Consider the following 12,461-nt stretch of genomic DNA (forward strand, 5'->3'; position numbering starts at 1 on the left):
GTGAGACCAGGTTTTCAACTGAGTTAACAAAGGAAACCTTAATTAATCGTTTTAAGCCTGCCCTACTTAGATTTAAAAGATGATTCTCATCTCTGAGTCATCCGTTCGTCAAGCCAATATAGATAAAAGCATAGACTCATTGTCTACAAGCCATTGATAAATATCTGAAATGATAGTTTCTGGATTGTACTCGGGGCTCCAGCCAATCTTACGCTGTATGCACGAGGAGTCCATAATAAATAAGGGGACATCTCCTGGGCGTTCTGCTGGAACGGGAGTGATGTCTATGGTTTTACCTGTTACAGCGCGACAAAGCTCTGTTGTCTCTAAAAGCGACAGGCTACAAGCGGAGCCACCGCCAACGTTCAGGACACTTCCATCTAGGATATCAAAATGCGTGACTTGATACTCAATCAACTGGAGTAAATCTTGAATATGGAGTAAGTCACGCACTTGTTTACCACTACCTCCATATCCAATGTATTTAAGCGATTTCTCAAAGTAATGAGCCGCCACCCACAATACAAACACACCCTGATCGACTTTACCCATTTGCCAGGGACCCGTTACAACTCCGCAGCGATTGACAACAGCCTGTAGACCATAAGCATGACGATATTCTTCAATTAGTAGTTCAGAGGCTAGCTTAGTGGTCCCATAGAGAGAGCGATAGCCCTCTAAAGAGAACTTTTCCGATACTCCTAAATTGGACAATCCTACTAGTGTTTGTTCAGGCGCTATTTTATATCTAGTATCTGCCTCCACCAGACCAATAGCCTTGAGTTTTTCAATGGGGTAAACCCGACTAGTGGACAAAAATAACAGTTTGGCTTGGAGTTGACGTGCCAACTCCAAAATATTGATGGTACCCACCAAATTGGTTTGCAAAACATAGTCAGGGGATGAAAACCCTGCTAACACTGATGGTTCCGCAGAGCAATCGATGATGGTAGTCACTTCAAATGCACTGGGATCCAGATCACTAGAACAGCGAATATCTCCATGAACAAAATCGATACCTGCTTCGCGTAATCGAGAGAGATTCAGCTCTGACCCTCTTCGCTTGAGATTATCTAGGCAGATTACTTGCCAGTCAGAATGATGAGACCTAAGCCCTATTGCCAGGGAACTGCCAATAAACCCTGCACCACCACATACTAAAACTCTCTCAGCCATTGACCTTAGCTCTCTGTTTAAGATTACTGCGGTGATAGTCACCCCTAGAAAGATATTTTTCTAGCCAGATATAGAGAACTATAAACAAGTAACGACTCCCCATCTCCTTAATTTTGAGCTTCGAAACCCCTGTTTGACGGTTACGCCAGGTGATCGGGATAGCCGCGTAGGAATAACCACGTACAATGGCCTTCAACGGAATCTCAACCGTTAGGTTGAAGTGATGAGAGATGAGGGGCATAATCCCCTCAATAACTTCTCTTCTGTAGATCTTAAAGGCGTTAGTGACATCGTTAAAACCGAGACCAAAGGCTATCTGGATAAACAGATTAGCTAAACGATTGACTAGTAGTTTATGGATCGGATAGTCAACGACTCTGCCACCCTTTATAAACCGTGAACCGAGGACACAGTCATACCCTTCTTGCAACTTGTAGTAATATCTCACAATGTCTTCAGGGTTATCAGAGCTGTCGGCCATGACAATGGCAACGGCATCGCCCTTAAAGTTTTCCAAACCGCAACGAACAGCAAAACCAAAGCCATTTGGGTAATAGTTGTTAATGTAGCGAACATTACTGTTATTTATAATTAACCCCTTTAAGAGATCTTCGGTACGGTCGTGGCTGTTGTCATTGACAACTAAAACTTCACAGTTAATATTTTCAGCAGCCATTTTTTCAGTAATGGCCGTGACTGTAGAAACGATACAACCTTCCTCGTTATAGGCGGGAATAACCAAGGACAGTAGTCCGTGACTCTTGCCCCAATAATACTGAGTTCTAGTCGAACTACATGACTTTTCCACAACAGGACCTAGACCTTCTGGTGGATAAAAATCCTCCTGCTCTGGGGTGGCTCTATCGCTTTTTTTAAATACGATACTATCACTGACGATGTAGTTTATCGCAGCACTCGTTAACACACCTACTAATGTATTAATCAAATAGTTTACACCCAGCCAATCAAGAACAGGAAAAATGACTAAAGTTCTCAATAGGATCGATAAACCAGCAGACAGATGATAGAGGGGTAACTGATTGAAGAGTATCCGCTTAATTTTCCAGGAACCACCAGGCCAAACCCAGATTCTATAGATAAAAAAGCTAGCAACAAGCGAAATCTCCATCGAGATGATGTTAGCTAGATTTCGCAGCACAGCAGAATCAAAGCCAACATTATCTACAAGGATAAATATTAGCACCAGGTTGAGAGCTGCAGCTAAGCCACCACCAAGCAAAAACCTAGTTATTTTAAGAGATAAAAAAGCAGGCATCATTAACTTTTTGTTGCTAACTTTTTTTCTGATTTTTATGTCCCTAGCGTAGTTAAACGTGACTAACTATTAGTTTTGTCAAGGGAGTAATTATTAAACTCCAATGCCAAACTCTTTTTATAAAGAAGCGAGTTGGAATTAGAGAATTCAAGCGTCCTAACTTTATTGCTATTGGAGTATGATTCTGTTTCAAAAAATGTCAAATCAAACATCTCACTAGATGAAGGTAGAGGATTGATAACTAAACCACCTTGAGCATTTTCAGGAATGAATCTGTACCGACTCGTTGAACCATTATAATATTGAACTTCTATATATGTAGGGGGAGCTCTAAAAAGTAGCTTGTATAACTTACCCAGTAACGTGTAACCAACTTTCACCTTTACAGTAGTGAAGCCGGAATCCATCTCGTCAATTGAAATTGGCACATTCCATTCTTTAGCTTGAGATATTGGTAAGCCATCAGTTGCACATCGACTATCGAGCGAACGATTCTGTAAAATTAAAGAGCTACTCGATTGTTTATCTAAACTTACCTTGTCATAATTACATAATACATACCTTAGTGTTTTAGGCTCATCAAAAAATGGATGCCTTCCATCGATGGATTTAAAATCGTAGAGCAGATACTTGCGAGGATTAAGTTGAAAGCTCTCTAAATTTTTAGTATCTAAAAAGTCTGTATAAACAGCATATGACTGAAAAATTGGGCGCGGCTGCCAGTTTAAATTATTTTTTTCAGCTCTAACGATATCCCATGGAATAATATCTACACTTTCAGAACCAAGAATATTCCGCACAGAATCCCCTAAATCCTCCGGCTCTAAGTTTCGTTGAGATTGTTTTTGCCCAATCAAATATTTGCCATAAATATCACTTGTATCTTGAACTCGTCTAATGACTGAAAGTGGACTTAATGAGGTTAAGTTTACTTGACCGAACTCTCGACCAAATAAACTTGGATTAATAAGATAGAAGACTGTAAGGAATGCCATAATCCAAAGGACAAACGGTCTTCTATAAGGTCTTTTGATTGGAGGCGTATTGCCAGAAGGTTGTAATGAATTTCGATGCACCATCAGAATAGTACATATAACTATTAGAAGGGTGTGAAAGAATAGAAACATATGTCCATCTTGACGAACAAAACCATGTTTAAAAGAAAACCAAGAAAACAAGAATACTGATAGGAAGTAAGCTATGAGTCGAGGGTTTTGCAGAGATAATCGTGCTTGCTCTAGGCAATAAAACAAAATCGAAACCAGACAAACTAATCCGAACAATAGTTCTGGCCTAGGGCCAATGACGCTCATGGCACTTGAGTATCCTGAGGTTATCTCTAGTGCCGTGTGAAGGTACCGATAGATATCTCGATTAAGTAACGAGAGTAATAGGGTAGATATGGCAAATGAAATAACCAGAAGACTATGCCAAGCTGGCCAAAACCCTCTAGATTCTCTTTTCTTACTTTGTTTACTAAACTCTTCTATGATTTTTAAGAAATTGAAACCGTATGTACGGTTTAAACCTAGAGGATTATTTGCTTTAAAGAAAGTTACAATAATTGTTAGTAATAGAGATACTAAGACAAAGAACAGCGAAAATCTTATACTTTTCTGAAATAACTCCGCAGGATAAACGAATAACTCACCAGCTAATAGGAAAGCACTTATAAAAACAATTAAAAAGCTAATGTTAGGAATGAATCTAGCAAGGTAACTCGTTTTTGGACTTTCACCATTAGCAAGCTTAGGGTATAATAATGGGAGAAATAAAAGAAATGCTTTTATACCAAGAGAGAGCTTGGTTAAGCTTAAAAAACCTGCTAATCCCCCTAACAAAAGTATCCAGAAAGAATTTAATTTTTTGTGCAATAGCAGAGTAACCAAAGCTAACAAAGTATACGCTAATTCATAATCATGTGATAGACCTCTACAATAGATTAAGCCAATAGAAAAAATAGCCAGGTACTTATATAGAATGTGAGATTTGTCCGTGGTAAGTATGAGACGTGTAAAAACCACCCAAAACATTAGGTGAACTATCGTGCGAAATAGCCAGATCTGCCACCAGACAATCTCCATCGAAACACCATGGGTCAAGAATCCCCAAGGACCAAAGGTAAATATAATGTCCTTGCCAAACTGCATTCCAGATTGAGCAGCACGGGTTATACCATATGACCAAGATGGATCTAGACCAATGTTAATGGGCCAGTGTAAGGGAAGAAATGCTAAAAATAGATAACCACAGCCAATCATAAAAATAGCTCTTGAATTAGCTATTTTAGCTATGAATTGTTTCATTTCTAAACAAGCCCCACAAAACAATCACCACCAATCATAAATCAATATTCTAGTTCAAGACCTCCAATAGGCTAATGCATAATATAGGTCTTGCTGAATAGTCAGAAACATCAACATTAAGACTTTGTTCAGTGTCCATCTAACATTGAATATAGATAATCTCCTGTCCAAGTCTAGGAGTTTGTCTCAACCCTTACTCAACGCTAGAAATGCTAGATCATTAAACTGAGATGCACCATCCCATACCTAATAAAAGCTCTGCCAGGTAAGACCCATCTTGTCCGGTCAATCCGGTAATCAATGTTGTTTTAACCACCACATCTCCCAGGCACAAAATTACAACGAAATACGGTTAGGTTGCCCACAACCGTCATCATATTGTACGCAGGGATGCCACGAAGATTACGATTGCTCTACGCGATCACCATAGAGAGCTGCATAGTAACGCTGATAATCCTGTGATAATAGCGGTTGCCACCAACCAAGATGGGTCAGATACCACTGCACCGTTTGCCTTAAACCGGTAGCGAAGTCATACTCAGGCTGCCAATCCAGATCGCGTTGAATTTTAGAAATATCCATCGCATAGCGTCGGTCATGCCCAGGTCGATCCTTCACAAAGGTGATTAATTGCTTAGCCGGTCGAGTGGGCAAGTCTCCACCCAACTCATCCATAAGCTCACAAAGCTGTTCAACAATGTCAATATTTTTGACCTGGTTGTTACCACCAATATTATAGGTTTCTCCAGGTTTAGCCTTCAACAAAACCGTTTCAATAGCCCGACAATGATCCTCCACATGCAGCCAATCACGAATGTTTTGGCCATCTCCATACACTGGCAACGATTTACCTAAAAGAATGTTGACACACATCAGTGGAATCAACTTTTCAGGAAACTGATATGGTCCATAGTTGTTAGAACAGTTGGTAATCAGCGTAGGTAAACCATAGGTGTGAAAGTAAGCCCTGACTAAATGATCGCTACCGGCCTTTGAAGCTGAATAAGGGCTGTTGGGTGCATAGGATGTTGTTTCACTAAATGCTGGATCGTCCACACGTAAACTACCAAACACCTCATCCGTCGACACATGAAGAAACCGAAAATGGTTGGGTTTTCCTTGGGCTTCCCAATGCTGGCGAAAGGCTTCTAGCAGAGTAAACGTACCTACCACGTTGGTTTGCACAAATGCAGCAGGGCCAGAAATAGAACGGTCTACATGGGACTCAGCCGCAAAATGAACAATAGTGTCAATGCAATGATCAACTAGAAGTTGAGACACTAGATGCGTATCACAGATATCACCAGTAACAAGAATAAAGTTATCTTGAGATTCCAAGTCCTTTAAAGTGACACGATTACCAGCATAGGTAAGGGCGTCAAGAACAATGATGTTGACCGAGCTCTTGTAGCATTGGCGAACAAAATTTGAGCCAATAAACCCGGCACCACCTGTGATGAGTATATTTTTATTGTTCAATTCTTGCTCCTTAAACTAACTCAATCTGGCAATCATCCCCAATCATAAAGCGGGAAGCTTTGGGACGCTTAGGACTATGCACTAACTTGGCTCGCCGACCAATTAAACTGTCAACAATTCGTTGATGTAGCTGCTGGATAACAGCATCTTCTAGCACCACGCTATGATCCATCTCCACATCAATTAGCTTCACACCATTGGCAATACTGCTATAAGAACCGATAAAACAGTTTTCAAGATGGCAATTCTCTCCTATCACGACAGGACCACGAATAGTGCAGTTGGAAATTTTGGTACCTCGACCAATACGGACTCGCCCGCTAATTTTAGTCGTGTCGTCCATATCACCTAAAATCTCACTCGACAGGGTGGCATCTAAGATAATTTGGTTAGCTTCTAACAGGTCATCCTTTTTACCTGTATCTAACCACCACCCTTGCAGCTGTTGAGCGGTTACAGTTTTACCGCTATCTACCAGGGATTGAATAGCATCAGTAATTTCTAATTCGCCTCGGGCAGAGGGCTGTAGCGTAGCAATAATCTCGTGTACAGCTGATGCAAATAAATATACTCCCACGAGGGCAAAATCAGATGGTGGTTTTTGGGGCTTCTCTACTAGTTTGATCACCCCTCCCTGTTCATCTAATTCTGCAACACCAAAGGCTGTTGGATTCGGGACTTGCTTGAGCAGAATCATGGCATCAAGCTGTTGCTGATGAAAATCTTTGACAAATCTCATCAGACTGTCTTGAATCAAGTTATCACCCAGGTACATTAAAAAGGATGAGTCACCAAGAAACGGACGGGCAATTTTAACAGCATGGGCAAGTCCATCTGGGCTGCTTTGTGGAATGTAGGTGATCTTGCAGTTAAATCGCTCACCATTACCGGTGACAGCCCGAATTTCATCGCCAGTTTCTGGGCTAATAACAATACCAATATCGGTAATGCCTGCTGCAACAATTTGTTCAATACCGTACCAGAGGATGGGTTTATTAACTACGGGCACTAGCTGCTTAGCCCCGGTGTGGGTCAATGGACGTAGGCGGGTTCCTTTACCGCCTGATAGAATGAGTGCCTTCATACCCCAAACCTATGATATTCTTTGAGCATTTTTCGTAAACTAGTACGCCAGTGGGGGGCAGTCTGATTAATAACCTTGGCTATTTTTTCACCTGCCAACACCGAGTAGGCAGGTCTTTGTGAAGGGGTTGGATACTGCTCACTGGTAATCGGTTGCACATGGCTCAGTTGAATAGGATAGCCTAATGTTCTAGCTTCTTCAAAGATAGCAACGGCGAAATCATACCAGCTGACAGCACCACTATTGGTGTAATGATAAACACCAAAGTTGTTTTTTTGGAGATGCGGTATTAGGGTTGCGATCGCTTGGGCAATATCGTAGGCCCATGTAGGGGTCCCTACTTGATCATAGACAACGCCCAACTCATCTCGTTCTGCTCCCAAACGCAGCATCGTCTTAACAAAATTACCCTTGCCTTTTGCTCCGTAAACCCAAGCTGTACGAAAAATTACGGCTTGTGCTGTGGTGGCTTGAACGGCTAGTTCTCCATCACGTTTGGAGTGACCATATACCCCTAGAGGATTAGCCTCTGTGTCTGGTTGATAGGGACGGTTTTGCTGACCATCAAATACGTAGTCTGTGGAAATGTGGACTAGACTCGCTCCACACGCTACTGCTGCCTGAGCCAGCTTTTCTGGAGCCGCTGCATTGATGCGATGGGCTAAGTCAGGTTCATTTTCGGCTTTATCGACTGCTGTATAGGCGGCGGCATTAACAATGACGTCAGGCTGTTGGTTAACGACAGCGGGGACAATACTTTCCAAGTTAGTCAGGTCAAGATTAGTTCTGTTCCAGGCTATGACTGCCCCTAAGCTAGGTAATGTTAGCTTTAGCTCTTGTCCTACCTGTCCCTCACAGCCCAACAGTAAAATTTTCATCAGTCAAACACCTCAGCGATCGCAAATTGAACAGCTTGCTGATCTTTTTCTGATAGCACTGGAGTCGGACTAACTAATGGCCACTGAATGGCTAAATCGGTATCGTTCCATAGAATGCTGCGCTCATGCTGTGGCGCATAATAGTCAGTGGTTTTGTAAAGCACATCGGCTGAATCTGAGAGTACATAGAACCCATGGGCAAACCCAGGAGGTACCCATAGCTGTCGTTTATTCTCAGCACTGAGGGTAGCTCCTACCCAATGCCCAAAGGTATCTGAACTACGCCGGATATCGACTACCACGTCATAGATTTCACCCAGCACAACGCGAACTAACTTGCCCTGCACTTGCTGCACCTGGTAGTGCAAGCCCCGTAATATATTTTGTCTGGAGCGTGAATGATTATCTTGGACAAATTGACAATTCAAACCGGTTTCATCAGAAAATTTTTTTTGGTTAAAGCTTTCCAAAAAAAAACCGCGCTCATCGCCAAATACTTGAGGCTCAATTATGAGAACGTCTGGGATATCAGTGGGAATAACGTTCACAGTAAACCGCTCAAAAAACCTATCTCTTGAAGCACTGTATCATTCACTAGGGCTAAAGATAATGCCGATGGTAAAGCGGATAGGGTGCGATCGCACACCTGATAGGTCGTACTTTAATAGAATGGGATGATACAACGCAAAGGCTCAACCAGCTATTTGCATTTTACAGACTGGATTACGACTGACTCTTGATGGATGAACAAAGGTAGATAGCTATGGCTTATTTTTTATCCATCAATTACTATTCCACTGCCCTGTTACGTCATCTATTACGGTCTATCACAGAGTTATCGTCTTGTTCGTTACCCTATCAAGTCATTATTGTCAATAACTCTCCTGATGACGATTCTGTTTATGACTTACAGCAAGAATTTGAAAATATAACTATCATCACAGCGACCGATAACTTAGGGTTTGGTGGTGGTTGCAATTTAGGATTGGAACATGTTTACAAGCACAACCCAAATGCTTGGGTGTGGCTGATTAATCCAGATGCTTTGTTGATGCCCCAGGCGCTTAGCTACATCGAAGACTGCTTTAGATTGCACCCCAGCCTCAGCATTCTTGGCACCCGTATTCGGGCTAGCAAAGACGATTTATGGTTTGCCCAAGGTCGCTTTAATTGGTGGACAGGCTCTCTCAAGCATCGTTTACCAGATGCCGACACCACAGAACAACCGGTCAAAGTATTACCTAGCCGCTGGGTATCGGGGTGCAGCATGATTTTTAATTTGCAACGGTTTGAGAGCTGTCCTCTATTTGATCTCAATTTTTTCTTAGACTACGAAGATATTGAAATCTGTGAGCGATATTATCGTCAAGGGCACACCATCGGTGTAACCCAGGCAGTGTTGGTAAACCACGAAGTGTCAGCGATTACGCATCGCAACCGCCGAGCCAAATTTCGCCATGCCACCTTTAGCAAACTGTATTTTCTGCACAAACATGGTTCTCTACTAGCCCTGACATTAAACCTGGTTTACATGTTGGTGTGGAGCATAAAGCTTCTGCTGAGCGATATAGAAGTGGGGATTGGTCGTTTGCTGGGCTGGACTGATTTTCTGGGCTGGCAGGCTAAACGTTTGACTAAACAGCTCTCGTCAGAGCCGTTCCGTCCATCCACGGCGTTCACCCAATCGCAACAGACGTCTAGCTAGGGAGAAAATTGTTTGCGGATAGGTATACCAGGGACAATAGCGCCAAAGAATGTAAAGAATTGCTGGTACAAACAGATGAGACCTGGGATGAAAGAAGGCGTATTTTAGCCCCGCTAAACTCTTGAAATTTTGTTTTTTTTGGTCTGCGGAAAAATCGTCTTGTAGAACAATTTTGGGAGCAACGTAGGCCTGGAAACCATGATTTTTGGCTCTGAGAACAAGTTCTGAATCAGCATGGTAATGGGGTAAAAACTTAGCCTGATATAGACCAACTTGTTCAAACACACTGCGATGAATGAGTACACCATCTCCGGGTAGCGTGTCTACTGGTAGGATGTCTTGGTCCATAATACTGGCGGGCAGATGCTCAACGGCTGTCGCGTGGTACCGTAGGCGCAAAAAGTTCGGTGTCCCCCAGGTGAGCTGAGTGCCTAAGGCCCAGACTTTGCCCGGTGAGTCTAGATAATCAATGCGATTGCCTAAGAGCTGGATATTATAGCGTTGAGCTAAGACAACCAGCCTGTGGACATGCTCAGGGGGCACAACTGCATCATCGTTGATGGTGAAAATATAGTCATAATCATGAGCTAAAGCATAGCGAACACCTGTATTGGTTGCCCCTGCCCAATACTGATGATTATCAACTCGCAACAACACAACATCAGGATAGTATTGCTGTACCTTAGTAGCGGTGTCATCTGGAGAATTGGCATCCACCAAAACAACAGTGAGATTGGTATACGTCTGGTGGCTAAACTGTGCTAAAAAACGCTGGGTTTTTGGCCAACGGTTATAGGTAGGGATAACTGCAGCAACGCGAACATGAGCACTAGCGTTGGTTTCCATGGCCAAGAAAAACGTTTTCTATTGACTAAAATTGTGTTTGCTAGCTAATGTTTTGCGCCGTCTCCGTCGCTCGCTGGGCCATGCTAGTTGAAAGAACGGTTTTTTGACAGATAAGTTGGGGTTGTAGTAAGGATCATCCACCATGTATCCGCTATTTGCAAATTTTGCATGAAGACGTTCTAACTCCCCTGGTTTGAGCCCACTGCCTCTACTGATAGATTCATAGTGAATGAGTTCAGCATAGGGGGTAAAAACATTGCGGTAACCGGCTTGATGGACGCGCAGACATAGGTCAACGTCGTTGTAGTTTAGCGGAAAACTTTCGTCAAATCCTTGGAGGTCATTAAAGACACTCCGACGGATCATCATGCAGGCTCCGGTGACTCCAAGATAATTGCGATGGACGATATTAGAGCAATAGTAACCGTCGTATTTGCCTGGGGTATTGTGAAATGCGTGGCTTGGATTACCAGCCAAAATGAGGACACCTGCATGTTGTAAACGACCATTGGGATAAAACAGTTTGGCTCCAACAGCTCCAATCTCCTTTTGTTGGGCTAGTTCTAACATCGCCTCTATCCAACCAGGCGTGATCACTTCTGTGTCATCATTGAGCATCAACAGAATATCACCCTTGGCAGCTTGTGCCCCCAGGTTCATACGCTGGGAAAAGTTGAATGGCTGGTTACAACGCACGAGAGTGAGCTTAGGTCCCCTAACGGCTTGTAGTGTGGCCTCTGGAATATCGTAGCCGTCTACCAGAACAATTTCATAATTTTCATAGGTACTAAGGCAAAGAATGCTGGCAATACATTGCTCTAGCAAACATATGGATTTCCCTTTGATTTTTAATCGAGTAGCAGCACTAGGGATAATAATACTAATCAGTGGATTGCCTTGAATATGGCGACGGACTCGAAAGAAACCAGACTTGTTCGGTAAAGGCTCTGCAATGCCAGGATAAGGACTACGGTCTATGAAGGCCTGCAAAGCGTTGTGGGCAGATTTTAAAGTTTGATTATGACAGTCAAGCTGACTCCTTGAAGCTTTAGTATTAGGCAAGCGTCGCTTATGATAAAGGACTTTAGGAATATGGCAAATGCGACTGTTCTTCTCAGCTAGACGCAGCACCAGTTCCCATGCTTGGGCCCTCCCATATTGGCTACAAAATCCCCCAATCTCCTGGACAAGACTGGTACGATAAGCCCCAAGATGACAGGCATACATACAAGCTTGGTAATAGTCTGGAGACCAGTCAGGCTTAAAAAAGGGGGTTTTTCTTTTGCCTTCCAGCGTAATTTTATCCTCGTCAGTATAAATAAAATCGGTATCTGGATATTGCTGAATATACCTTGCAACCTCATAAAGGGCCCTATTAGATAGCTCATCTCCTGGTTCGACAAGAACAAAAAAATCTTCTTTTACATTCCTTAAAGCAATGTTGTAGTCATCATCATCTGTCTCACAACGAACAACGTTAATACGAAAGTCTTCTTTTACGTAGCAATCTAGCGTTGAAGAAAAGCGATAAAAATCATTAATGCTAGTCAAAATCAACAATTTCCAACGAACATGATGTTGAGCTAAAAGTGAATGTATTGATTTCCTTAGCAAACCTGGCTCAGTATTACTGAAGACACGTAATATAACAGCAATCAAAATTTGAGGAGCGTTTTCATCGCTGATGATCTGCTGTGTATCAAGATCATGC

Annotated in this window: 10 protein-coding genes; 1 reads left to right on the forward strand and 9 read right to left on the reverse strand. The window is 42.5% G+C overall.

Translation table 11 applies throughout. The annotated features are described in order from the left end of the window. Nucleotides 1-108: 108 nt before the first annotated feature. From SPB21_RS19895 to rfbC, 7 genes are all read right to left on the reverse strand, one after another. Entirely contained in the window at nt 109-1,176 is a 1,068-nt protein-coding gene (locus tag SPB21_RS19895) for an NAD-dependent epimerase/dehydratase family protein (RefSeq protein WP_499867573.1), read from the reverse strand. Continuing rightward, the gene (locus tag SPB21_RS19900) at nt 1,169-2,455 is read right to left on the reverse strand and encodes a glycosyltransferase (RefSeq protein ID WP_163662334.1); all 1,287 of its coding nucleotides are present in this window, start codon (nt 2,453-2,455) and stop codon (nt 1,169-1,171) included. Before SPB21_RS19900 ends, SPB21_RS19895 begins: the two co-directional genes overlap by 8 nt. Nucleotides 2,456-2,514: 59 nt before the next feature. Then, nucleotides 2,515-4,758, reverse strand: a complete 2,244-nt coding sequence (locus tag SPB21_RS19905) for a hypothetical protein (protein ID WP_163662336.1) — start codon at nt 4,756-4,758, stop codon at nt 2,515-2,517. A gap of 402 nt (nt 4,759-5,160) precedes the next feature. Further along, nucleotides 5,161-6,237: a dTDP-glucose 4,6-dehydratase gene (rfbB, locus tag SPB21_RS19910; protein WP_163696282.1), complete on the reverse strand. Its 1,077-nt coding sequence runs from the start codon at nt 6,235-6,237 to the stop codon at nt 5,161-5,163. A gap of 10 nt (nt 6,238-6,247) precedes the next feature. Then, a complete protein-coding gene (locus SPB21_RS19915; protein ID WP_163696281.1) occupies nt 6,248-7,321 on the reverse strand; it encodes a glucose-1-phosphate thymidylyltransferase in 1,074 nt (357 codons plus the stop codon). Beyond that, the gene (gene rfbD / locus SPB21_RS19920) at nt 7,318-8,199 is read right to left on the reverse strand and encodes a dTDP-4-dehydrorhamnose reductase (RefSeq protein ID WP_348918535.1); all 882 of its coding nucleotides are present in this window, start codon (nt 8,197-8,199) and stop codon (nt 7,318-7,320) included. The genes SPB21_RS19915 and rfbD overlap by 4 nt, the downstream gene beginning before the upstream one ends. Then, nucleotides 8,199-8,747 carry a dTDP-4-dehydrorhamnose 3,5-epimerase gene (rfbC, locus tag SPB21_RS19925; protein WP_163662343.1) on the reverse strand — a complete coding sequence of 183 codons (549 nt, stop codon included), beginning with the start codon at nt 8,745-8,747 and terminating at the stop codon, nt 8,199-8,201. Before rfbC ends, rfbD begins: the two co-directional genes overlap by 1 nt. A 215-nt stretch (nt 8,748-8,962) precedes the next feature. On the opposite strand from rfbC, the gene SPB21_RS19930 reads away from it, so the two are divergent. Then, nucleotides 8,963-9,904 carry a glycosyltransferase gene (locus SPB21_RS19930; protein WP_163662345.1) on the forward strand — a complete coding sequence of 314 codons (942 nt, stop codon included), beginning with the start codon at nt 8,963-8,965 and terminating at the stop codon, nt 9,902-9,904. Here the strand turns inward: SPB21_RS19930 and SPB21_RS19935 are convergent. Further along, nucleotides 9,848-10,750, reverse strand: coding sequence for a glycosyltransferase family 2 protein (locus SPB21_RS19935; protein WP_499867576.1), 903 nt, complete (start codon nt 10,748-10,750; stop codon nt 9,848-9,850). The two genes, SPB21_RS19930 and SPB21_RS19935, sit on opposite strands and share 57 nt — an antisense overlap. 18 nt (nt 10,751-10,768) lie before the next feature. Then, nucleotides 10,769-12,301, reverse strand: coding sequence for a glycosyltransferase family 2 protein (locus tag SPB21_RS19940; protein WP_163696277.1), 1,533 nt, complete (start codon nt 12,299-12,301; stop codon nt 10,769-10,771). Between the last annotated feature and the right edge of the window lie 160 nt (nt 12,302-12,461).

It is taken from the genome of Leptothoe sp. ISB3NOV94-8A (assembly GCF_043421595.1).
In the GTDB taxonomy this organism is placed as follows: domain Bacteria; phylum Cyanobacteriota; class Cyanobacteriia; order Phormidesmidales; family Phormidesmidaceae; genus Leptothoe; species Leptothoe turfae.

What these genes read in the sequence shown, in the direction of transcription:
- SPB21_RS19900 (WP_163662334.1), bottom strand. Translation starts at nt 2,455, where the DNA reads ATGATGCCTGCTTTTTTATCTCTTAAAATAACTAGGTTTTTGCTTGGT.
- SPB21_RS19935 (WP_499867576.1), bottom strand. Translation starts at nt 10,750, where the DNA reads ATGGAAACCAACGCTAGTGCTCATGTTCGCGTTGCTGCAGTTATCCCT.
- SPB21_RS19930 (WP_163662345.1), top strand. Translation starts at nt 8,963, where the DNA reads ATGGCTTATTTTTTATCCATCAATTACTATTCCACTGCCCTGTTACGT.
- SPB21_RS19915 (WP_163696281.1), bottom strand. Translation starts at nt 7,321, where the DNA reads ATGAAGGCACTCATTCTATCAGGCGGTAAAGGAACCCGCCTACGTCCA.
- SPB21_RS19895 (WP_499867573.1), bottom strand. Translation starts at nt 1,176, where the DNA reads ATGGCTGAGAGAGTTTTAGTATGTGGTGGTGCAGGGTTTATTGGCAGT.
- rfbD (WP_348918535.1), bottom strand. Translation starts at nt 8,199, where the DNA reads ATGAAAATTTTACTGTTGGGCTGTGAGGGACAGGTAGGACAAGAGCTA.
- SPB21_RS19905 (WP_163662336.1), bottom strand. Translation starts at nt 4,758, where the DNA reads ATGAAACAATTCATAGCTAAAATAGCTAATTCAAGAGCTATTTTTATG.